This is a genomic window from Micromonospora sp. LOL_023 (assembly GCF_048060115.1).
Lineage (GTDB): Bacteria > Actinomycetota > Actinomycetes > Mycobacteriales > Micromonosporaceae > Micromonospora_E.
In genome coordinates this window covers 1-22825 of the sequence record NZ_JBHMIM010000080.1, presented here as the reverse complement: position 1 = coordinate 22825, position 22825 = coordinate 1, and the positions used below count along the sequence as shown (strand labels likewise).

Annotated in this window: 21 protein-coding genes; 12 read left to right on the top strand and 9 right to left on the bottom strand. The window is 68.5% G+C overall.

What is annotated here, in order from left to right; genetic code table 11:
* From ACFHVL_RS28390 to ACFHVL_RS28370, 5 genes are all read right to left on the bottom strand, one after another.
* On the bottom strand, positions 1–333 hold a 333-nt coding region (locus ACFHVL_RS28390), incomplete at its 3' end, for a hypothetical protein (RefSeq protein WP_416631556.1).
* Positions 334–576: 243 nt separating this feature from the next.
* Positions 577–945 carry a hypothetical protein gene (locus ACFHVL_RS28385; protein WP_416631555.1) on the bottom strand — a complete coding sequence of 123 codons (369 nt, stop codon included), beginning with the start codon at positions 943–945 and terminating at the stop codon, positions 577–579.
* Entirely contained in the window at positions 942–1124 is a 183-nt protein-coding gene (locus ACFHVL_RS28380) for a hypothetical protein (protein ID WP_416631554.1), read from the bottom strand. The genes ACFHVL_RS28385 and ACFHVL_RS28380 overlap by 4 nt, the downstream gene beginning before the upstream one ends.
* Positions 1125–1332: 208 nt before the next feature.
* Positions 1333–1596, bottom strand: coding sequence for a Txe/YoeB family addiction module toxin (locus ACFHVL_RS28375; protein ID WP_416631553.1), 264 nt, complete (start codon positions 1594–1596; stop codon positions 1333–1335).
* Complete coding sequence (locus ACFHVL_RS28370; protein WP_416631552.1) at positions 1593–1868, bottom strand: type II toxin-antitoxin system Phd/YefM family antitoxin; 276 nt, start codon at positions 1866–1868, stop codon at positions 1593–1595. The genes ACFHVL_RS28375 and ACFHVL_RS28370 overlap by 4 nt, the downstream gene beginning before the upstream one ends.
* A gap of 996 nt (positions 1869–2864) precedes the next feature.
* Between ACFHVL_RS28370 and ACFHVL_RS28365 the strand changes: the two genes are divergently transcribed.
* Both ACFHVL_RS28365 and ACFHVL_RS28360 read left to right on the top strand, forming a co-directional pair.
* On the top strand, positions 2865–3635 hold the full coding sequence (locus ACFHVL_RS28365; RefSeq protein ID WP_416631551.1) for a DivIVA domain-containing protein: 771 nt from the start codon (positions 2865–2867) through the stop codon (positions 3633–3635).
* 170 nt (positions 3636–3805) lie between these two features.
* The gene (locus tag ACFHVL_RS28360; RefSeq protein ID WP_416631550.1) at positions 3806–4849 is read left to right on the top strand and encodes a hypothetical protein; all 1044 of its coding nucleotides are present in this window, start codon (positions 3806–3808) and stop codon (positions 4847–4849) included.
* Positions 4850–4924: 75 nt separating this feature from the next.
* Here ACFHVL_RS28360 and ACFHVL_RS28355 read toward each other — a convergent pair whose 3' ends face one another.
* Genes ACFHVL_RS28355 through ACFHVL_RS28345 form a run of 3 tightly spaced genes read right to left on the bottom strand, consistent with a single transcriptional unit; the run spans position 4925 to position 7384 of the window.
* Positions 4925–5389 carry a hypothetical protein gene (locus ACFHVL_RS28355; RefSeq protein ID WP_416631548.1) on the bottom strand — a complete coding sequence of 155 codons (465 nt, stop codon included), beginning with the start codon at positions 5387–5389 and terminating at the stop codon, positions 4925–4927.
* Positions 5364–6077, bottom strand: a complete 714-nt coding sequence (locus tag ACFHVL_RS28350; RefSeq protein WP_416631547.1) for an RNA polymerase sigma factor — start codon at positions 6075–6077, stop codon at positions 5364–5366. Before ACFHVL_RS28350 ends, ACFHVL_RS28355 begins: the two co-directional genes overlap by 26 nt.
* Positions 6074–7384, bottom strand: a complete 1311-nt coding sequence (locus tag ACFHVL_RS28345) for a S8 family peptidase (RefSeq protein ID WP_416631546.1) — start codon at positions 7382–7384, stop codon at positions 6074–6076. Before ACFHVL_RS28345 ends, ACFHVL_RS28350 begins: the two co-directional genes overlap by 4 nt.
* Positions 7385–7572: 188 nt before the next feature.
* Here ACFHVL_RS28345 and ACFHVL_RS28340 point away from each other — a divergent pair, with 188 nt between their 5' ends.
* Positions 7573–10308 (top strand): CHAT domain-containing protein, encoded by a 2736-nt coding sequence (locus ACFHVL_RS28340; RefSeq protein WP_416631545.1) that lies wholly within the window; start codon positions 7573–7575, stop codon positions 10306–10308.
* Positions 10309–10323: 15 nt separating this feature from the next.
* On the opposite strand, the gene ACFHVL_RS28335 is transcribed toward ACFHVL_RS28340, so the two are convergent.
* A complete protein-coding gene (locus tag ACFHVL_RS28335; RefSeq protein ID WP_416631544.1) occupies positions 10324–11727 on the bottom strand; it encodes a nucleoside hydrolase-like domain-containing protein in 1404 nt (467 codons plus the stop codon).
* Positions 11728–12508: 781 nt separating this feature from the next.
* Between ACFHVL_RS28335 and ACFHVL_RS28330 the strand changes: the two genes are divergently transcribed.
* The 9 genes from ACFHVL_RS28330 (at position 12509) to ACFHVL_RS28290 (ending at position 22440) form a co-directional block, all read left to right on the top strand.
* A complete protein-coding gene (locus ACFHVL_RS28330; RefSeq protein ID WP_416631542.1) occupies positions 12509–13993 on the top strand; it encodes an FGGY family carbohydrate kinase in 1485 nt (494 codons plus the stop codon).
* A 38-nt stretch (positions 13994–14031) separates the two neighbouring features.
* Entirely contained in the window at positions 14032–14700 is a 669-nt protein-coding gene (locus tag ACFHVL_RS28325; RefSeq protein ID WP_416631541.1) for a DUF2291 family protein, read from the top strand.
* The gene (locus tag ACFHVL_RS28320) at positions 14697–16247 is read left to right on the top strand and encodes a sugar ABC transporter ATP-binding protein (protein WP_416631540.1); all 1551 of its coding nucleotides are present in this window, start codon (positions 14697–14699) and stop codon (positions 16245–16247) included. The genes ACFHVL_RS28325 and ACFHVL_RS28320 overlap by 4 nt, the downstream gene beginning before the upstream one ends.
* Positions 16244–17392, top strand: a complete 1149-nt coding sequence (locus ACFHVL_RS28315) for an ABC transporter permease (protein WP_416631538.1) — start codon at positions 16244–16246, stop codon at positions 17390–17392. Before ACFHVL_RS28320 ends, ACFHVL_RS28315 begins: the two co-directional genes overlap by 4 nt.
* 37 nt (positions 17393–17429) lie before the next feature.
* On the top strand, positions 17430–18389 hold the full coding sequence (locus ACFHVL_RS28310; RefSeq protein WP_416631536.1) for a D-ribose ABC transporter substrate-binding protein: 960 nt from the start codon (positions 17430–17432) through the stop codon (positions 18387–18389).
* A 92-nt stretch (positions 18390–18481) separates the two neighbouring features.
* A complete protein-coding gene (locus ACFHVL_RS28305) occupies positions 18482–19474 on the top strand; it encodes a TIM barrel protein (RefSeq protein WP_416631534.1) in 993 nt (330 codons plus the stop codon).
* Positions 19471–20361 (top strand): transketolase, encoded by an 891-nt coding sequence (locus ACFHVL_RS28300; RefSeq protein WP_416631533.1) that lies wholly within the window; start codon positions 19471–19473, stop codon positions 20359–20361. Before ACFHVL_RS28305 ends, ACFHVL_RS28300 begins: the two co-directional genes overlap by 4 nt.
* Positions 20361–21314 (top strand): transketolase family protein, encoded by a 954-nt coding sequence (locus tag ACFHVL_RS28295; protein WP_416631532.1) that lies wholly within the window; start codon positions 20361–20363, stop codon positions 21312–21314. The genes ACFHVL_RS28300 and ACFHVL_RS28295 overlap by 1 nt, the downstream gene beginning before the upstream one ends.
* A 157-nt stretch (positions 21315–21471) precedes the next feature.
* Positions 21472–22440: a sugar-binding transcriptional regulator gene (locus ACFHVL_RS28290; protein WP_416631531.1), complete on the top strand. Its 969-nt coding sequence runs from the start codon at positions 21472–21474 to the stop codon at positions 22438–22440.
* Positions 22441–22825: the final 385 nt, after the last annotated feature.

Below are 22825 nucleotides of genomic sequence, written 5' to 3'. Positions count from 1 at the left end.
CAGATCTCGTGACCGCCCATCCGGAGAAAAGCTGTCCGCCTGCCCGGATGCCCCACGTCCGCCCACCCGGCGAACCAACTGACCGTTGACAGCGCGCGCAGCTCGAAGGATGTCCGCCACCATCGACCACATCGGTTGATCAGGCAGCTCCCGACCCTGATTGCGCGCCCACCCGTCCATACTTCCGATCCACGCTGACATGGCTTCCAGGTAGCGAGGCAGCTCAGTGTTCTCCCAGCACTCCGGAGGCGCAGCCGATGCCGCTGCCAAGGACCGCAAGTAGGCCACCAGATCCTCCCGGCTTTGTACCGCACCGGTGTCGTCCAAGTTCATCAACGAATCATGCCAACCGCAGTTGGTGCCGTGACGGTCGCGAGGGTGGTCGGCCGCCGTCGAGGGTGGGGCGATCGGCTGCCGCGCCGCTTCGCGGCTTGCCACCGGTCAACGTGGCCCAGGTCGCGGGCAACCGCCGCCACGGCGAGCCGCCCCGACCAAAAGGCCGGGGCGATAACCCGTACGGCACCGGCCAGCCGCGACCACCCGTCGGCGACGCAGAGGAAGGCAGCAGACTTCCGCTCACACCACCAGCAGCGGGACGCGTAAACCGCTGTAGGTGCCCGGCGAGCGGGTCACCACGACACCGCGTACGGCCGCAGCCTCATGCACGACGTGCCGGGCGGTCAGGCTTCCTGGCCAGCCACCGATCTCGATGGCGGTGTGCTCGGTCAGCGGCAGTGACTGCACTCCCTGAGTCAGCAGGATGCCTTCCCAGCCGCTCCGGCCGGCGTTCAACGTCTCTTCGGCCTCAGCGATCGCCGTCGTGGGTAGCAGGATCTGCAGCCAGCCGGACTCGGCCTGGTCGAGCAGCTCTCCAAGCTCGCGGTAGCCGTGAAACAGATCAATCAGTGCCGAGCCGTCGAAGACCCGTGGCGGGCGTAGCCTCACGCCGCCGCCTGCCCCCGTACGCCCCAGATCCGCTCAGCGTCGGCGTCCGCACGATCCTGCGCCGCTTCCAGCTCCGCAAGCTCATCCGCGCTCAGCGGCAGCGGCAGCGGCTGACCCAGGGCAGCCGCCAAGCGCTGCGCCGCCGTCGGCGGCTCAGGAGTGGTCTCGTCGGGCTTCACACGCCGATCCTACTACCGGATGCCACCGTGCCGGGTCCCGCCGCTGGCGTGCAGAGTACGTGCAACGGCGTGCTCTGCTGCCCCGGCCGGTCGACCTGTTGCGCCTGATGGAAGCCGTGCCGGCCGGCTCCGCTGAGTCGCCTTCCTAAACCGTATGTCGCAGGTTCGAATCCTGCCGGGGGCACCTCACCGAACTGCGCGGTGCCGATCAGTCGCTGTAGTGGTACCTGGCCTTGATGATCTTCACTTCCTTCTCATCGGCCCGGTACACGAGGCGGTGTTCGTCATCTATCCGCCGTGACCAGTAGCCGGACAGGTCGCCTTTCAGGGGTTCCGGCTTGCCGACGCCGGCGAACGGGTCGCGCTGGATCTCGCCGATCAGACGGGTGATCCGGCGGGCCTTCTTCCGATCCGAGGCGAGCCAGAAGAGCAGGTCTTCCCAAGCGTCGGGATCGAAGTTGACCCCGCTCACTCCTCGCCCCCGGCCAACTCCCTTAGCTCATCCATGGTCTTCGCGATCGAGGGGCCGCCCGCTCGGTCTCGGGCGACGGCTTCCATGAGCCGCCTCGCATTCGCGGGAGACCGAAGCAGGTACACGGTTTCCTGCCAGGCGTCGTAGTCCTCCGCCGACATGAGCACCACGTCCCCGCTGCGCGAGCTGATGCGCACAGGGTCGTGGTCGGCGTTGACACGCTCGATAAGGGGGAACAGGCGTTGCCGCGCTTCGCTTGCGCTGATGGACATGGTTGCACTCCTTCCAGCCGGTACAGGAATACCGTACCACTATCGTACCGGAATCTTGTACGACTCCTGCTGCTGGATGGAAGCACGCTGTGGAGGCCAGCCGACCAGCCCGTACGCAGATCCACCGTTCGGCCATCGTCGTGGCAGGTGACCATGCCGGCCGAACACCCGCAGCGCGGTCCGCCTCTGGTCGCAGCGCAACATGCCGCACCCCCCGTGGTGACCCAGCCGGCCCCCAGCCAGCCGGTACGCCATCGGCCCCCCAGAGGATGCACGACGGCCGTTACGACCGCGAGGATGGTCGGCCACCGCCGAAGACGGGGGCGATCGGCTGCCGCGCCGCTTTGCGGTTTGCCCTCGATGAACGTGGTCCGGTCGCGGTGAGCCAGCGCCACGGGGAACCGCCCCGGCCTGAGGGCCGGGGCGGCAGTCCGTGCGGCACCGGCCGGCCGTGCCAACCAGCTTCGGAGGCGGGACCGCCACGGACTATGCGCGGACTGATCATGACGACGCCGCGGCCGGCCGAACACTCGCAGTACAACCGGCCGCACCCCGGACACCGGCCATCATGGTCAGGTCCGGGTTGCCGGTCAAGGAGTAGCCGCGCTGCCCGGAGTTCGTCACGGACCGACGCCGGTCGCACCATCGTCAGCGCGGCCCAGCTGCCAACAGTGCCGCCCGCGCATCGCCGAACAGCCGGCGGCAGCAGGTGATCCACCAGCAGACGCCGCAGCTCCGCTGGGTCGCAGCCCGCGACGAGGGCGCGCAACGCCAGCGGGTCGGCGAGCGGACCAGGGTCGGACGGTATACGCGCACCTCCAGTGAGCAGCGCGTCGGCCGTCGGGCGCCGCACACGCGGACTCGTTCATTGTCCTCGATCGGCAACGCCCGGTCTCACCAGAAACTGTGCAGTCGCCGGGAATCTTGCCCATACCTTCTAGGATGAGCACCCTCCGAAGTGCACTCCGCCCTTCCGGAGCGTCGCAGGAGGTTGACGTGGAGCTGCACAAGCGGCGCGGCGGGCTCGGAACGGGTCTCAGTCTGCTTGTTTTCGGCGTGTTCATCCTGCTCTGCCTGCCGATCGACGGCCCGATGCGGATTCTTCGGGCGGTATTTCTGGGGGCCGGCGGGGCGCTGATCGGTGGCGTACTCGTCTTCTACGCGGTCCGGCCGTTCCGGTTTCGGATCGGGGCCGACGGGTTGACGTTCCGGAGCAAGGGCGCCGCCCGCTCCGTACCGTGGAACGACGTCGCGACGGTCGTCCTCGACCAGCCCGCACCGGGCGCCGGCAATGTCCGGCCGTCGCCGCGACTGCTGCTGACCGCCGCCGACGGCGCGGACGTCGGTCTGCCGATGACTGCCAGCAGTACGGCGTACGACGGCGGCTGCGCGGTGCTGCTCGACCTCGGCGATGTCAAGGAGTCACCCGAGCAGGTGGCCGAGGCGCTGACCCGGTACGCCGGGGACCGGTTCATCGACGCACGCGAGCCACGCTCCGACAGTTCAGCAGGCCCGGACTTCACCATCGTCCTACGCGGATACGACAGCGACGCCGTCGACGGGCTGGTGCGCACGGGCCGCGACGCCCTGTCGTTGCCACCGGGCGACCCGCGGCGGGTCACCGCCGGCGGCAAGATCCAGGACGCGAGGTTCCCGATCGCCCTGCGCGGTTACGACCGTCAACAGGTGGATGCGTTTCTGGACGAACTCGCCGCCGAGTTGGCGACGCCGGTCGGCGACCCGGATGCATCCGGCGCCGAGTCCTGAGCCGCTGGCCAGAGCCTTACATCCTGGTTTCGAGCTAATTTGCGCCATCTGACAACGAACCCGGCTCATCCAAGGTATTTTTCAGCATCGATTCCGCTCGGTAGAAGTGTCCACCTCGGTGACCGTCGGCACCACGCCGGTCGCCGCACTCCTACCTTCGGGAGGAAACCTTGTCCACGCGTCTGACACAACGCGTACGCCGATCCACGCTCGCTCTGATCGGCGTGGCAGCCATGGCGCTGCTGCTCCCGGTCACCTCGGCGACCGCCGCGGCTCTCGACCGTTCGACCGACAACGGCAGCCTCGCCGCGGCCGCCGATGTCTGGATGATGGACAACTCGAGTGACGTCGGGCTCCAGCCACACAACCTCGGCTCGATCTGGCAGAGCCCCGACATCAAGGTTTGCAACACCGCCGTGGAGTGTGCGGTCAGTCAGAACCCGATCATCGGGCAGACCAACTACATCTTCGTCAAGCTGCGCAACCCCGGACCGTACGCCAATCCGGTGACCGAGCAGGGCGAGCTCCACGTCTACCGGACCACCCCCGGCGGCGGCGCCTCCTGGCCCATTCACTGGACCGAGATCGGCTGGACCTCGGTGTCCGTCGCCCCCGGGGTCACCACGGTCACCATTCCGTGGAACGGTGTCCCCGGCCCGGGACACTTCTGCCTGCTGACCCGCTGGGTCTCCGCCAACGATCCGATGACCGTCGAAGGCCCGGACACCCCGCAGAACACCCGGAACAACAACAACATCGCCTGGCGCAACGTCAACTCGGTGGCGCTGCCGGGTAACGGGCAGACCGAGGAGCGGCCGTTCGCGATCGGCAACGTCCTGCGGGAGCCGACCCGCAACAGCGTGGTCTTCACCGAGGACGGCGCTCCGCTGCGCACCGCCGGTGGCCGACTCGTGGTGGATCTCGGGCCGACGCTGTTCGCGCGCTGGGTCGAGGGCGGCAAGGCAGGCAAGGGCATCCGGGAAGTTGGCCGCAACCAGGTCGAGATTGTCGAACCGGGCCAGGCCAGTCTGGACAACCTGATGCTGCGCGGCAATGAACGGCTGACCATGCGGCTGCTGTTCACCGCCACCAAGCCGACGCAAGAGCCGATCGCCGTACTCGTGACGCAGGTCGGCCCGGACATCACCGGCAAGGATCGGGCCGACCTGGGCGGGGTCCGCTACGACGTGACGGTCGGCAAGCGGCAACAGTAGCCATCCCGTAGGGCAGGGGTGAAGGTCGCGTCCGGGACCCGTGACCTCCGCTCCAGCAGGTCCGGATCTGCTGGCTCAGCGCAGGCTGACCCAGCAGGTCCGGACCTTGTACGTCGCGCTGGTGGCCCGCAGCTGCACCGGGCCGGCCGGCGGTACGCCCATCGAGAAGAAGCCGACCTCGTCCACCGGCACGTCCTCGTACTGCCCGGCGGCGGACCGCGCGCTGAGCCGGCCGGGTCCGGCGGGGGAAAGTTGGCCGACCACCCCGAAGGCGGTGACCTCGATCGCGAGTACCACCGGGCCGGAACGGAAGGTCAACCTCCGGTCGGTGCCGGCGGAGCGGGTCAGCCCGGCCGGCTCACGGTCGCAGGCCGAGTCGAAGATCAACTCTGCGACTGCCAGCTCCGCGTCGACGGTCCGCCAGCTGAAGGCGGCCAGCGCCGCGTCGATGAACTGCTCCGACACCGGACCCGACTCGCGCAGAGCAGCACCCAGCTCGATCAGCAGCTCGTCGTCACTGTCTGGTGGCCACTGCCGCATCGCGTTCACCTCCGTTGCCCGGTGGCGCCCCATTCGGCGCGCGGCCGATGTAGCGGGCGAGGGCTGCACAGTTGCGCAGCTTCGCCAGGCATCGGGCCTGGGTCGGACCGACGCTGCCGATCGGTATGCCGAGGCGCTCGCCGATCTCACGGTAGCTGGCCGGCGGGTCCCCGACGAGTAGTGTGAGTAGTTCCCGGCAGCGGACCGCCAATTCGGCGAACGCGTCCCGCAGTGCCTGGCTCCGCTCGGCGCGCAGCAAGTCTTCGTCGGGAGTGGACGGATCGACCAGCAGCAGGGTGCCGACGTGCGCGTCGACCGACTCGTCGTACGGGTCGAATGGCTGGGTGCGCCGGCCGAGCCGGAGCATCCGGAGGCATTCCCGGCGGGTGGTGGTCACCAGCCAGGCGGGCAGTGCGGAAGACTCACGCAGCCGGCTCAGGTTCTCGACCAGCCGTAGCCAGACCGTCTGGTTGACGTCGGCCGCGTCGGTGGGGTCGAGTCTGTGGCTGCGGATCACCGTCGCCACCAGTGGGGTGTAGCGGTGGACCAGGCCGGCCCAGGCGGTCTCGTCGCCCGCCGCGGCGGCGGACACCAGGTCGGGTACGGCGTCGCGGCCTTCCCCGGGTGCGGCGTCGCGGCGCCCACCAGGTACGGCGTCGTGGCTGCCCCCGGCGGCGGGCTGGCTCATCCGATCAGCACGCCGTAGTCGGGATGCCAGGCCGGGCCGGCAGTCATCGCCGCCGCCGCGGCGGGGGCGTCCAGCCCGGCCCCGGTCATCAGGGCGGCGATCCGGCCGGAGACATGGCCGGTGGCGAAGGATGTGCCGGCCCAGGCGGCGAAGCCCTCAAACGGCAGGACCGGTTGGCCGGGCAGGATCAGTTGACCGGCGACGTACGTGCTGGCGCGGTCACCGTACGCGCTGGCGTCCACCCACGATCCGTGGCTGCTGTAGCTGGCCGGCACCGGAGTGTTGTCGCCCGGCTCGACCGCCGCCACGGCCAGCACCCTGGCCAATGCCGCCGGCCAGGCTGGGCGGTTGGTGCCGGCGTTGCCGGCCGAGGCGACCACCACCGTCGACTTGGCCAGCGACGCAAGGGTGTTGACCAGTGGCAGCGGCGGCTGGTCGTGCTGGGTGAAGTAGCCGAGGGACAGGTTGACGATCGTCACCTGCGGGCTGAGCCGGCTGATCGCGGCGACCAGGCTCTCCTCGTCGCCGATGCCGTTGGCGTCCAGTGCCGGCTCCGGGTCGACGCGTACCCCGGGGGCGGCCTGGCGCACGACGCCGGCGACGAAGGTGCCATGCCCGCCCTGCAGGGCCAGTTGGGTGCCGCTGAGGTAGAGCGGGTCCTCGTCGTCGGGTTCCGGCAGGTAGCTGCCACCGAGCCACAACGGGTGCGCGTCGCCGGCCAACCGCCAGATGCCGGTGTCGCAGACACCGACGGTGACGCCGGCGCCTTCACCTAGCCGGGCCGGGTCCGGCGGGGGCAGTGCCGGCGCGACGCGGGGCGGCCCGCCGGGGTTGCCCATGATGTTGCCGAAGCCGATCAGTACGTGGTGTGGCTGGACCTGCGGGGCCCGTCCGCCCGGCCACTGGCTCGGGTCGCGGAGCTTGTCGACCACGGCCGGGACGTCGGTCTCCTGGTGGAAGCGTAGTCGGCTCACCCGGCCGAAGCCGGCATCCTCGGTGACCTGGTGGCCGTCGGCGCGCAGCCGGGCCGTCACCCGCTGGACGTCGGCCGGGGCGACCAGCAGTTGCCGGGGGCGGTAGAGGAACTCCTTGCCGGCGGGGGTGTGCCGCCGTACGGCCGGATGGGCGGCCACGATCTCCCGGAACGCGCGCTGGTAGCTCTCGTCGAGGGACCGGTCGCCGCTGTTCGACGGCGGCCCGACGGCCGAGCCGCTCGGCCCGACAGGCCCGAGTGGCAGCGCTGCGGCGGCCAGCGCGGACCACCCCATCAGACGCCGGCGGGAAATCTGCCTGGGCGGACCTGGCACGACGGGGTGGTGGTCGGGCGACACCTGACCTCCAAGCGGTGGGAGACGGGGTCGGCACCACAAAGGGCGACCACTGAAGGTTACGGGCCCGACACGATTATTTCAAAGAATAGTTAGAAGTCAATTGAAAGACTGGCGCCCGAGGCCGACGTTGACCCGGGAGGCGCAGGTGGGGAATTCTCTCCACCATGGCCGAACCCGCCGATTCCGGTGTCGACCCGGCACAGCGGGCCCTGGATACCGTACAACGCTACCCGCACGAGGCCATCGCGATCGCCCGCCAGGTACTCGCCGACACGCCGGACCCCCGTGCCCGGTCCACCGCCGAACGCGCCATTGGCCTGGCACTGCGCGAACTCAACGACCTGCCCGGCGCGGCCCGCCATCTGCGCCGGGCGGTACGCGCCGGCGACGACGCCCGCCTGCGGGCGCTGGCCCGGATGAGCCTCGGTTACGTGCTGGCCAGCGCCGGTCAGACGACCGCCGCGCTGCGGGCGGTCACCCTGGCCCTGCCGCAGCTGACCGGTGCCGACGCCGGCCGTGCCCGGATGCAGCGTGGGGTGGTGCTGCACTACCGGGGTCGGTTCGACGAAGCGGTCCGCGACTACGACCTGGCAGTGGAGATCGCCCAGCGGGAGGGTGACCAGCTGCTGGAGGCACGGGCCCGCAACAACCGGGGTCTGCTCAACGCTCACCTCGACGCACACCCCGACGCACACCCCGACGGCCGGCCCGACGGCCGGCCCGACAGTCCTTCCGGCCGGCACCGGGGGGCCGGCCGGGTCCTCGACGACGACCTGCACCGCGCCGCGGCCATCTTCAGCCGGCTCGGGCTGGACCTGGCCGCCGCCGACGCCCGGTGGAACAGCGGCATCGCCACCGGCCAACGTGGTGACGTTGCCGGTGCGCTGCACTGTTTCGCCGAAGTGGACGCCGAGTACCGCCGGCTGGCGGTGCCTCGCCCCGCGCTGCTGCTGGACCGCTTCGAGCTTTTGCTGTCCGTACCGCTGATCGACGAGGCGGTGGCGGTCGCCGGCACCGCCGTGACGGAACTGCGCCGCCTGGGGATGGCCTCCGACCTGGCCGAGGCGTTGCTCGCCCAGGCCCGGGCCGCGCTGCTGGCCGGCGAGCCGGCCACCGCGGCCGAGACCGCCGCAGCGGCCCGCAGCCGGTTCCGCCGGCAGGGCCGGCGCACCTGGGCGACGCTCGCCCGGCACGTCGAGCTACGGGCCGGGTACGCCCAGGGCAACCGTTCGGCGACGTTGCTCACCTCGATGGTGCGCACCGCCGACCAGCTCGACGCCACCGGCTGGCCCGGTCCGGCGCTGACCACCAGGATCGAGGCGGCCCGGCTGGCCGTCGCACTCGGCCGGCACGGCCGGGCCGTGGAGTTGCTCACCGTCGCGTCGGAGGCCCGGCGGCGCGGCACCGCACCCCGGCGGGCCCAGGGGTGGTACGCCCTCGCGCTGCGCCACCGGTTGGCCGGCGACGAATCCGGCGCGGCCCGGGCGCTGCGCCACGGCCTGGCGGTGCTCGACTGGCACCGCGCCTCGCTCGGCGCGACCGAGTTGCGGGCGCACAGCGGCACGTTCGGCCAGGAACTTGCCGCCGAAGGGCTGGACGTCGCCATCCGGCGCAGCGCGCCGGCGCAGGTGCTGACCTGGGCGGAACGATGGCGGGCCAACACGCTGCGGATGCGACGGGTCTCCCCGCCGCCCGACCCGGACCTGGCCACCGCCCTGACCGAGCTGCGGATGGTCAGCACCGCGCTGGAGGACGCCCTGCTGGCCGGCAACCCGGTGCAGGCACTGCGCGGCAGCCAGGCCCGCCTGGAGCAGCGGATCCGGGAGCTGGCCAGGAAGGTCAGCGGTGGCGGTGAGCTGCTCGCGCCCCCGGGGGTGGCCGAGATCGCCACGGCGCTGGACGACGCCGTACTGCTGGAACTGGTCGCGCACGGCGAGCGGTTGCTCGCCGTGCTGGTCCGCGACGGCCAGCCGACGTTGCACGACCTCGGGCCGCTGGCCGAGGCGGTGCGGGTGGCCCGGCTGCACCGGTTCGGACTACGCCGGCTGGTCACCACCGGCGACAGCCCCGACGCGCGGAACGGGGTCGGTGCCGACGCCCGGGCCGGGGTCGCACACGCCGCCGCCGCGCTGGACCGGCAGCTTTTCGACCCGGTACGCGACCGGCTCACCGACCGGCCACTGGTGATCGTGCCGATCGGCGAACTGCACGCCGTACCGTGGTCTGGTCTGCCGACCTGCGCCGGCCGGGCGGTGACCGTGGCGCCATCGGCGACGGCGTGGCTGCGGGCCGCCGGCCGGCAGACCGGCGGGCCGGACACCCCGGCGGCCGACGGGCCGGCGGTGCTGGTCGCCGGGCCACGGCTGCCGGCCGCCGAGACCGAGGTACGGCAGCTCGGTGCGGCCCTGCCCGGCTCCCGTGCCCTCACCGGGGCCGCCGCCACCGCCGACGCGGTGACCAGGGCGCTCAACGGTGCGGCACTGGCACACATCGCCGCGCACGGGCGGTTCCGGGCGGACAACCCGCTCTTCTCGACGCTGGACCTGGCCGACGGGCCGTTGACCGCCTACGAGCTGGAACGGCTGACCAGCCCGCCCGGCTTGGTCGTCCTGTCGGCCTGCGACTCCGGCCTGACCGGGGTTCGCCCAGGCGACGAGGTGATGGGCTTCACGGCGGTGCTGCTGGCGCTGGGCGCCCGCTGCCTGATCGCGACGGTGCTGCCGGTGCCAGCCGACCTGACCACCGCGCTGATGCTGGAGCTGCACCGCCGGATGCAGGCCGGCGACGGGCCGGCGGTGGCCCTGGCCGGTGCTCAGCAGGCATTTCAAGCTGGCCGGGATGCGAACGCCGCAGCGGTTCACGCCACCGCTGCGGCCTTCGTCTGCCTCGGGGCGGGGTAGTCCGACCGGTGGGGTCTAGGGCACGACCCGTACGACCACCCGCTGGTAACGGGTGAGCGGCGGGTTTCCCTGGTCGGTCGCCTCGAGAATCAGGTGAACCGTGTCACCCGGCGTGGCGTCCGGTGGGATCGACACTGTGGTCCGTAGGGCAGCGCTGTCTGCGATGTCGACCTCCCCCGGGAAGGTGCCAGCTTCGCGGTACTGCCACCAGGTCGTGGTCACCGAGTCACCGTCGGGATCATCCACCGTGGCGCAGAGGGCGATCGTGGCGCCGGGCCTGGCGCTTACGTCGAGGCCGCTGTGGACCGTGACGACAGGGTGGTGGTTCGCGTCGGCGAACCGTGCGGTCGTCAGCCAGGTCAGGCGGGCAGCGAAGTCCAGTTGGGCAGCCTTGGCCCATCGCCCGCTGCTGTACCCTTCGACGAGGTCACCGGCCTGATTTCTCTCGGCGGGTCCGCAGATCCAGTAGTTCGGGGTGGTGCTGGCCTGAACGATTCGGTGCCCCCACCCGCCGTAGGTCCAGTCCTCCAAGCTGCGCAGTCCGGTATCCAACAGGTAGAGAAACGCAGGATTGTCCCCCTCTGACAGGAAGTCGAAACGCCCGCGCGGCGGCAGCCAGCCGCTGGTGTCGGTGAGGTCGCCGAAGATGTCGAGCGGATCCCCGGCCATGGCTCGGCCGTCGCCCCATACCCGGTACTTGCCGCCGAGCGGGCTGCTCTCGAGGATGTTCGCGACGATCCACCGACCGTCGAAGTAGCTGAGCGCCTCCGGGTCGACCGGCTTGGTCGAATGCCTACCGTAGAAGCCCCAGACGCCCGACCCTGCGTCGGTGGTGACGATGTCGGGCCACACGACGCTGATGTACTCGTCGTAGGTGTCGTCCTGCTTTCCCTGCATGGTTATCACGGCCTTACCCGAGACCTTCTCGTAGATCTCCGGCCACCTTGCCGTGCCCCGAAAACGCTCCTCGATAGCCATCAACGCGCGGGCTATGGTGTTGCATCCACCCCAGACCTGTAGGTAGAGCGGGTCGTCTCGATCGTCCAGCAGCGCCTTGGCAATCGCGTTCGAGCCTTCGGTGTCGGTCGCCATCTCCCCCTCGAAAGCGACGTTTCCGACCTTCACGATGCTGAGAAGGTGTTCGGGGCTGGGATAGCGATGATCGTGTACGAGCAGGTTGCGGTATCCCTTCGCGTACTCGGCGACAAGGTCCTGGATGTGCTGCGTTCCGGTCCACCGCCAGGAGGTCACCGGTTCGTCGTACTCTCGGTCGGGCAGAAAGAACTTGGTGCCTCTGCCGTCGCCAGCGAAGTGGTACCTGGAGCTCGTGTAGACGATCGCCACAGTGTCGACCTCGTTGGTGTACAGCAAGTACCGAATCAACGAATTGTAGTCGTCTGTCTCGATGTCGGTGGTCACGATTGTGCGTGGCTGGGGGCGCCCAGCGCCCTGAGTTGCCGGCGGTCCATCCACGACGTCTCTCCTAGTATTCGAGTTGGTGTACTTGGCGTTGTGGTGAGGAGTTGGCGGACCTCTCAGTGGACCAGCGAACCTTGGCCAGGACCTCACCGGAGGCTGGGTCCAGACGAACGGTTGCGCGCCGGCATTCCAGAAGGGCCATTCGGATCTTGATCGACGCTAGCGGAGGTGACAGTGGGTGGCAGTGGCGGATGGCCGTGCCGGCCGGAAGGGTCCCGATTGGACGCGGCAGCCGGGATCCGGCAGATCGTCCGCGGAAGTTGATCGACGGCCAGCCGCCGCAGTGAGGGTATGACAGGCATTCGGCCGGGACAACTCGCCGGCGGGGTGACTCGGCCGGAGGTCGACCAGCGACCCGACCGGACACGCCGCGACGGCGTACTGGCCGACGGGTTCATCGCCCCAGCGGGGCGAACGTGGGTACCACGACGGCCAGATCTCCGGCAAGGGCAGGTATAGCAATCGATCACGCGGCATCAAGTCGCAGCTACGCCGGTCGTGGCTCAAGCACCAGATACGGCAACCACCCGCTCCGCCGGAAGTCAAGGGACGCGTCTCACGGCAGAATCCGTGCGCAGATGTCCGCTACGCCCACTTCTGGACGACCCCCCAGGTACGCGCCCGTAACGAGTACGCAACCGAGTCTTGACACGTCACGGCCATCGGGACGTAACCTGACCGAGAGTTGATTCAACACCGAATCAATATTCAAGAGGTGATGATGGACACGATTCTGTCGGTGGACCAGGGCACCACCAACACGAAGGCGTTGCTCGTCAGTGACTCTGGCGTGCTCCTCGCCCGCGGTTCCGCACCGGCCGGTGTCACCTTCCCCCGCCCCGGTTGGGTCGAGCAGGACGCCAACGAACTATGGGACAGCGTTCTGAGGGCAGTGGGTGAGTGTCTGGACGCCTCTGGCGGCACGACCCCCACCGCGGTGGCCGTCTCCAGTCAGCGGGAATCGGTTGTTGCCTGGGAACGCTCGACCGGGGTGCCGGTCGGCCCGGTGCTCAGCTGGCAGGACGCACGGGCGAACGACCAGTGCCGTGACCTGGCCGCGTCCGGCTTCACCGAGACGGTACTCCGTCGGACCGGTCTGCCCCTCGACCCGATGTTCTCCGCACCCAAGATGGCCTGGCTGCTGCGGGACGCGGGTTTCTCCGGCCGTAGTGCCGCCGCACGGGCCGACATCGCGGTCGGCACTGTCGATGCCTGGCTGGTCTGGAACCTCACCGGCGGGGCCGTCTTCGCCAGCGAGGCCGGCAACGCTTCCCGCACCCTGCTGTTCGACCTTGCGACGCTCGACTGGAGCGACGACCTGCTGGACGCCTTCGGCGTACCGAGGGAAGTCCTGCCCGAGGTCCGAGCCTCCGACGCCGGCTTCGGGGTGACCGCCGACCTCGGGGTCATCCCCGCCGGGCTGCCGGTGGCCGCGGTCCTGGCTGACTCGCACGCTGCCCTCTACCAGCACGGATGCCACCTGCCGGGTACGGCGAAGGCGACCTACGGAACCGGTTCGTCGGTAATGGCGCCGGTCGCCGGGCCTGGTGATCGGCCCGTCGGGGTCGCCACCACCCTGGCGTGGTTGACGAACGCGCCGACCTACGCCAGGGAAGGCAACATCATCGCTTCCGGCGCCGCGCTGGCCTGGATGGCCCGCACCCTGGGCCTGGCGGACGTCACACTGCTCGAGAAGGTCGCTGACACCGTTGGCGACTCCGGCGGAGTGCATTTCGTACCGGCGTTCTCGGGGCTCGGCGCCCCCTACTGGGACCGGACCGCGACCGGCATCCTCACCGGTGTCACCGGCGGCACGGACCGTGCGCACCTGGCCATGGCCGCGCTGGAGGCCGTAGCCCATCAGGTCGCCGACGTCCTGGACACCGTCGAGGCGGACTCGGCCGCGATCGACGTGTTACACACCGACGGTGCCGCCACCGCCAATCGCCGGCTCATGCAACTGCAGGCAGACCTGTTGGGCCGGCCGATACGAGTGGCGGACGCCGCGGACGCGTCCGCGCTTGGCGCGGCCACCCTGGCACGACGTGCGCTTGGCCAATCCGAGGCCGACCTGTCGACGCCGGACGGCACGGTGGTCGAGCCGAGAATGGCCGCAGAGGTGCGAGCCGGCCGCAGGGCCGAATGGGCCAACGCGGTCGCCCGGTCACGGGCAGACGTGCGAGCAGACAACAGTTCCAGCCGCTGAGCGACCCGACGACCCGCAACGAAAGGAGCCTCTCCGCGATGACGCCGACAGCTCGACCGACCGGCTTGGCGCTGCTGCGCCGCCCGCCACTGATCGGCGGCGCGGTCCTGGTCGCACTGCTGATTGCGATCGCGTCGACCACCAAGGTGGTCGACGCCGAGAGTGCCGCCGCCGCTGGCGATGCGCAGCGCTTCGACGCCGCCGGATACGCGACCGAGCGGTACGACTCCGAGGTGGTGCCCACGATCGAGCAGAACGCGGTCGACATCGTGGAGCTGCTGGGCGCGATCACGACCGACCCGGCCGCCGCGGGGGAACAGTACGGCCACCGTGATGGCCCGAATGCCCGGTACGCGTTCGCGACCTCGGGCACCGCCGTCGCCGGGACCGTCTCGGGTACCTTGCTGCCGCTGCAGATCGACGGACTTCCCGAGGGTGTCCAGGTGAGTCTGCAGATCGGACCGGCCATCAACGGCACCGCGCTGCGGGACGCGACCGGCCTCATCACATTCGACCAGTTTCTCAACCAGCTGGAGTACGCCGACGCCTCGACCGAGTTGAACAACCAGGTGAAGACCAAGGTCTTGGCCGACTTCGACGCCGAGGCCGCAGCTGGGCGGCAGGTGTCGTTCGTCGGCGCGTTCACCTACGGGAGCAACCCCGAACTGATCCAGGTGACACCGGTACATCTGGAGGCGGCATCGTGACCGCCGCCGATTCCTTCGTCCTGCGGACCCGCGAGGTATCCAAGGTATACGGCGGCACCCGTGCCCTGGCCGGGGTCGATTTCGGTATCCGCGCCGGCGCGGTGACGGCCTTGTTCGGCGAGAACGGCGCAGGCAAGTCGACGTTGATGAAGATCCTGGCCGGAGTGGAGACGCCGTCGACCGGCGTGATCGAGATGGATGGCGCACCGGTCGCCTTTCGATCCGCCGCCGACGCTGTCGGGCACGGTGTCGCCATCATCCATCAGGAACTCAACCTGTGCCCGAACCTCAGCGTCACCGACAACCTGTTCCTCGGGCGCGAGCGCACCAGCCGTGGCGGTCTGCTCGATCTCCGGGGGCAGCGGCGGGCAACCGCCGCGCTGCTGGCCCGGCTCGAGGAGCCGATCGACCCGGACATCCTGGTCGGCGACCTCCGTCTCGGTCAGCAGCAGGTCGTCGAGATTGCGCGGGCGATCTCACTGGATACCCGGGTGCTCATCATGGACGAGCCGACCTCCGCGCTGAGCGCGTCCGAGGTCGAGGTCCTCTTCCGGGTGATCCGCGAGCTGACCGGCAACGGGGTAGCGATCGTCTACATCTCGCACCATCTGGAGGAGGCGCTGGAGATCGCCGACGACGTCGCCGTGCTGCGCGACGGCGCGCTGGTCGCTACCGCCCGCGCCAGCGAGGTAGACCTGGCCTGGATCGTGGCGAACATGGTCGGACGCAGCCCCGACGACCTGTACCCACAGTTGACCGCGCCGGTCGGCGAGCCGCTGCTACAGATCAGTGGCGTCAGCGTGGTGGACCCGACGAACCCTGCCCGCCTCGCCGTCGACGACCTGGACCTGACCGTCCGGGCCGGGGAGGTGGTCTGCCTGTACGGACTGATGGGTGCCGGCCGTACCGAGTTGCTCGAGGCACTGGCCGGGCGGCTGCCGGTACGCGCCGGCTCAGTCGTGGTGCGCGGCCGGGACGTCACCTCGGCGAGCATCGCAGACCGGATCGATCTCGGGCTCGTCCTGGTGCCGGAGGACCGCCAACGCGACGGCCTGGTGCAGACCATGTCAGTCGGCGAGAACCTGTCACTGGCGGCGATCGGACGGCTGCGACTCGGCCCGCTGATCGCCCGCGCACAGGAGGCAAGCGTGATCGGTAAGGCGATCTCCCGGGTCACGGTCAAGACATCCGGCGCGGGTGCGGCGATCACGTCGCTGTCCGGCGGCAATCAGCAGAAGGTGGTCATCGGCAAGGCGCTGCTGACCGATCCGCAGGTGCTGCTACTGGACGAACCGACCCGGGGTATCGACGTCGGTGCCAAGGCGGACATCTTCACGCTGATGGCGGAGCAGGCACGGCAGGGCATAGCGGTGTTGTTCGCCACCTCCGAACTGGGCGAGGCACTACACGCGGCGACGCGTGTAGTGGTGATGTATCGCGGCCGCGCGGTGCAGGTCCTGGACCCGACGACCACTACGAAGGAACAGCTCATGGCAGCTTCCGGCGAAGCCGAGCCGCCTCGTCCGCTGAACGGAGCCCCCGAATGACCAGCATCCGCACCAGCCAGTTGGCCACCGCCACGGCCGGCGCGAACGAACCTGCGGAGCGGTCAGGTCCCGCCTGGATCCGGCGGCTGGGAGACGCCGCCCTGGAACTGCGCGCGTTCATCGCCCTCGCGGTCATCGTGGTCATCTTCGCCTCGCTGTCCGACACGTACCTGACCAGCAGCAACCTGATCACGATGACCCGGCACGTGGCGATCAACGCAATCCTCGCCCTTGGCATGCTGCTGGTGATCCTCACGGGTGGCATCGACCTGTCGGTCGGATCGATCGTAGGGCTGTCCGGCATCGTCGCTGGCGTGCTGCTGCAGGGTTGGGAGATCAACTCCTTCGACGTCGTCCTCTACCCGCAGGTGTGGGCGGTGATCGTCATTTCCCTCGTGGTCGGCATGCTGGTCGGTGCGCTCAACGGACTGCTGGTGTCGCGCTTCAATCTGGCACCGTTCATCACCACTCTCGGCATGCTCTATGTTGCGCGCGGCATTGCCCTGCTGATCTCCGATGGCTCGACATTCCCCCGGCTGGAGGGCAGCCCGGAGCTCGGCAACACCGGTTTCGGTTTCCTCGGCCGTGGACGCCTGCTCGGCATCCCCACCTCCATTTGGATCATGGTGCTCCTGGCCGTGCTCGCGATCGTGCTGATCCGCCGGATGCCGTTCGGACGCTGGCTGTACAGCGTCGGCGGCAACGAGCGGGCCGCCGAACTGTCCGGCGTACCGATCCGCAAAGTCAAGATGTGGGTCTACATGCTGTCCGGCTTCTGCGCCGCCATGGTCGGACTGATCATCGCCTCTGAGCTGACCTCGGCTGCCCCACAGACCGGTGAGACCTTCGAACTCAACGCGATCGCCGCAGTGGTGATCGGCGGCGCCTCCCTGGCTGGTGGCCGCGGAACCGTCCGCGGCGCACTGGTCGGCGCCTTCGTGATCGGCTTCCTCTCTGACGGGCTGGTGATGGTCGGCGTCTCCACGTTCTGGCAGATCGTGATCAAGGGAGCAGTGATCATCCTCGCCGTCCTGCTGGATCAGGGCCAGCAGCGCCTCAAGCGTTCTTCAGCGGCGACGGCCGCGGGCCAACGGTCCGCACAGCCGCCATCGCCGACGTCCCATTCACAACAGGTTCCCCGATGAGGAGGCAGTACCAATGATCCGTCCACGCACACTACGAATGGCCACGCTGCTGGTCGCCAGCACGCTCGTCCTGGCCGCATGCGGTTCCGATGACGGCACCGAGCCGGCCACGGACGCGGCAAGTGACTCAGCCGGCGGTCTCATCGCCGTCATCACCCCCTCGCATGACAACCCGTTCTTCAAGGCCGAGGCCGACGCGGCGGTGGCCAAGGCCGAGTCCCTAGGTTACGAGACGACATCGACGTCCCATGATGACGACCCCAACAAGCAGTCGGAACTGATCGACTCGGCCATCACAGCCGATGCCAAGGCGATCATCCTCGACAACGCCGGTGCGGACGCCTCGGTCGGACCGATTCGCAAGGCGGTCGACGCGGGGGTGAAGGTCTTCCTGATCGACCGGGAAATCAACGAGACCGGCCTGGCCACGGCGCAGATCGTCGCGAACAACTCACAGGGCGCCGCGCTGGTGGCCGAGGAGTTCGTCAAGGCGATGGACGGCTCGGGCAGCTACGTCGAGCTGACAGGTAAGGCATCCGACACCAACGCTGGCGTCCGCTCCAGCGCCTACACCAGCGTCATCTCCCAGTACCCGGACATGGAGCTCGTGACCCAGGAAACGGCCAACTGGGACCAGCAGGAGGCGTTCACCAAGACCGAGACGATCCTGCAGAGCAACACCGACGTCAAGGGCATCATCGCAGGTAACGACACGATGGCCCTCGGCGCGCTGGCCGCGGTCAAGGCCGCAGGCCTGGACGGCAAGGTGATCATCGCAGGCTTCGACGGCAGCCCGGACGCGGTCGCCGCCATCAAGGCCGGTGAGCTCCTCGCCACTGGCCTGCAGCCGGCAGTGCTCATCGCGGAGACCGCAGTCGAGCAGGCAGACGAGGTGATTCGGACGGGCAGCGCCAGCCTGCCGGAGAAGCAATCGATCGACTGCGCGCTGATCACGAAGGACAACGCCGACACGTACACCTTGTTCGCCCTGAAGTGACGGACCACACCGGTGGGGGCGCTGAGCATGCTTTGCGCCTCCGCCGGGCTCTGGTAATCTTAATCTGAATCAGATTTCGGAGTTGAATAGATATGCCTAATGAACCAAGGTTCGGTGCCGGACTATGGCACTTTGCCAGCTACGTCGACCGATACGCAGTCGACGGCTACGGACCCGCCGTCACCACGTTGGAGGCGATCGCTCTCGCGGGAGAGGTCGGCGAGCTGTCCGTGGTCGACCTGAACTACCCGTTCACCCCAGGCGTGGGCCTGTCCGAGGTCAAGGACGCACTTGCCGCCGCCGGCCTCGGCGCGATCGGCATCACTCCGGAGATCTACCTACGCAAGTACCGCAGAGGCGCATTCACCAACCCGGATCCGGCAGTCCGCTCGGCCGCCCTCGACCTGATGAACGAGGCTGCGGGAGTAGTCCGAGAACTCGGCGCCGACTACCTCAAGATCTGGCCGGGCCAGGACGGCTGGGACTATCCGTTCCAGGTCAACCACCGCCAGCTCTGGGCCCTGGCCGTCGACGGCATGCGGGAACTCGCCGGCGCACATCCCGACCTGCGGTTCGCCATCGAGTACAAGCCACGCGAGCCACGCGTGCACATGACCTGGGACTCGGCCGCCCGCTCACTGCTGGGCATCCAGCAGATCGGGCTGGACAACGTCGGCGTCCTACTTGACTTCGGCCACTCCCTTTACGGCGGCGAGTCGCCGGCGGACGCGGCCCAACTGCTCATCGACCACGGTCGACTGTTCGGCATGGACGTCAACGACAACCTGCGCGGCTGGGACGACGATCTGGTGGTCGGGACCGTCCACCTCACCGAGATTTTCGAATTCTTCTACACACTGCGGGTCAACAACTGGGAGGGCGTCTGGCAGCTCGACCAGTTCCCGTTCCGGGAGGACAGCATCGAGGCCGCCCGGCTGTCGATCCGGTTCCTCAAGGCGGTGCACCGTGGCCTGGACCTGCTCGACATCCCGGCACTGCAGGAAGCCCAGCATCGGCAGGACGCACTCACCGCCCAGCGTCTGGTGCAGGACGCATTGCTGCGTTCAATGGCGGTGGACCGGTGAGCGCAGCACCGATCACCGCCTCCGACGCCTCCGTCCTGCCGGTACTCGGCCGCATTGGCGCCGAGGCCGGCCGGGAGGCGGTCATCGCGCATGTCCGTGAGGGGGCCAGACTGATCCGTCGCCGCGACATCCGCATGATCCATGCGGCTGGACTCGGCCACGTCGGCGGCGAATTCAGCATCATCGACGTACTCGCCACGCTCTACCTACACGTGCTGAACATCGACCCGGAGCGGCTGGACGATCCTGAACGAGACCGATTCATCCTGTCCAAGGGCCATGCTGCCGGCGCCCTCTATGCGACACTAGCCGCCGCCGGCCTGCTCGACCCGGCAGCCCTGGACACGTTCATGCAGCCCATGTCCAAACTCAATGGACATCCCGACCGCACCAAGGTCAGCGCCGTCGAGGGCAATACCGGTCCACTCGGTCACGGTCTGCCGATCGCGGTCGGCACTGCCCTTGCCGGCAAGCTCGACGGCTCCCCCCGACGCACATTCGTCGTTCTCGGTGACGGAGAGTTGCAGGAAGGCTCCAACTGGGAAGCAATGATGACGGCCGCCCATTACCGGCTGGAGCACCTCACCGCCATTGTCGACCGCAACCGGCTGCAACAAGGTGCCCGCGTCGCCGACACCAACGACCTGGAACCTCTGGCGGACAAGGTGCGCGCATTCGGCTGGCAGCCGATCGAGGTCGACGGCCACGACCACGGCGCGCTGATCGACGTATTCAATCACGCTCCGACCGCCGGCAGACCCACGTTCGTGATCGCCCATACGATCAAGGGCCACCCCATCACCTTCATGAGTGACAACGTCGCATGGCACCACAAGGTCCCTAACGCCGACCAGGTGGCTGCCGCCCTCGCTGAGCTGGAGACATAGTGAGCGCCACGACTACCGACCAGGCACTGCACGACTGCCGCGACGCCTATGCGACGACCCTCATTGAATTAGCAGAGGTCGATCGTCGGGTAGTCGCGGTCGTCAACGACTCGGTCGGTTCCAGTAAACTCAGTGAGTTCCAGCGCCGGTATCCCGACCGACTCATCAATGTCGGCATCGCCGAACAGGACATGGTAGGAGTCGCTGCCGGCCTCGCCAACGGCGGGAAGATCCCGTTCGTCTCGGCCGCTTCGTGCTTTCTCACCGCCCGCGCGCTTGAGCAGATCAAGGTCGACGCCGCGTACTCGAACCGCAACATCAACCTGTGCGGTATGAGTCCGGGTATGGCCTACGGCGAACTCGGGCCCACCCATCACTCGATCGAGGATCTAGCCTGGCTGCGTGCGATCCCGAATCTGAGTGTCGTCGTGCCCAGCGACCCCACCGAGACCGCCCAGGCAATCCGCTGGGCGGCCGGGCATCCCGGGCCGGTCTTCATCCGCGTCAGCCGGATGGGCGTTCCAACGGTCAATGCCGAAGACTACCGATTCGTAGCCGGCAGAGCGGTCCGGCTACGTGAAGGCACCGACGTCACGATCATTGCCAACGGGACCGTCGTGTCCCCGGCGTTGGAGGCCGCCGATCTACTGAGCGGCCTGGGTATCGAAGCAAGAGTGCTGTCGATGCCGACTGTGAAGCCGCTCGATGTCGATGCGGTTGTCGCCGCAGCGCGGGAAACCGGTGCGATTGTCACTGTCGAGGAAGCGCTGACCACCGGCGGGCTGGGCGGAGCGGTCGCGGAAACCGTTGTACAACATCATCCAGTTCCCGTCCGGTTCGTCGGCGTCCCTGACGTGTTCGCCCCGACCGGGTCGGCACGCTGGCTGCTGGACCACTTCGGCATCTCCGCTGCCGGCATCGTCGACGCCGCCCATCTGGCACGTCGGGGGTGACCCAGGTGCCGGCCGGCGTGCGGTCCGTACGACCGCACTGCCGTGGCTGCACGGGCGCTACGATCGGGCAGGGTCGGCTTGCCAACCATTGAAATTACCCGGAAGGCATCGCCGGGCCGTGGCTTAGGAGGAAATCGTCGGCACGAAAAGACGAGCGGTGTACAGCGACGACCAAGTCCGGCTCGTCGCCAAGATCGCCCGCATGTACCACGAACGAAACATGCGGCAGACCAGCATCGCCGAGGAGTTGCACATCTCGCAGGCACGCGTGTCCAGACTGCTCAAGCGGGCTACCGAGATCGGCATCGTCCGCACCATCGTATCGCTCCCAGCCGGTGTGCACACCGACTTGGAGGAGACCATCGAGAAGCAGTACGACCTGCAGGAAGCTGTCATCGTCGATACATCGAGCATCGATGATCTACTCCCGGCCCTGGGTGCGGCAGCGGCTGACTACCTGGAGACCACCCTCACCGGTGGTGACCGCGTCGGTATTTCTTCATGGAGCGCGACCCTGCTCGCCGCAGTCGAACGGATGCGGCCGTCCCGCGCCCGTGTCGTCGACCAGGTAGTCCAGATCGTCGGCGGCGTTGGAAATCCCCGGGTCCAAGTGCGCGCAAACCTCCTCATCAGCCGCTTCGCAGCGATGACCGGAGCGGAGCCGCTCTTCATGCCCGCAGCAGCCATGCTCGGTACCGAAGCCGCCCGACAGGCCCTCCTTCAAGACCCGACCGTTGCCGATGTGTTTCGGACCTGGCCGAAGCTCACCATGGCGTTGATCGGTATCGGCAGCCTTGAGCCCTCGCCGTTGTTGCTGGAAAGCGGTAACGCCATCGCCGAGCCTGATCGCGCGGCGCTACGCGACGGCGGTGCAATCGGCGACGTGTGCCTCCGGTTCTTCGACGCAGCTGGCAAAGTCGTCCGCACCCCGCTCGATGACCGTATCCTCGGCATCAGTCCCGAGGAGTTGCGGACGATTCCGCGGCGGATTGCTGTCGCCGGTGGACTCGACAAACTCGCTGCCATCCGAGGCGCATTGCTGGGAAAGCATATCAACGTCCTTATCACGGATATCAGCGTCGCTCAGCGCCTAGCTACGGAAGCCGGCCCAGCTGCGGCCGGGTAGCACCACTTCGCCGTCTTTCCGCGACCGCGCCGATCCGCCCGATGACCCGCGAAATCGCGATCGCCTGCCTGCAGCTGGCAACTCGTCGGATCCAACCGGTACAAGGCATATCGACACGGGACGACCATGAGCACCTAGACTGAATAGATATTCATGCTTGATTGCCCTTGCGAGGGGTGGCAATAAGTGAAACGATGCCTATCGATGGGGTCGCTGGGTCCGGGAGCGCGATCTGCCCGCTGTCGAGGGCAACGACAGCGGGCACCAAATCCTGAGCGTTAACAGGCCAAGGATCAGGCTGACTCGTTCTGCGCCTGCCCTCCTGGGCAGGGTTGCCGGCCCAAGCCTCGGCTACGCCAATCTGCTGCATTCTCACCGCACATGG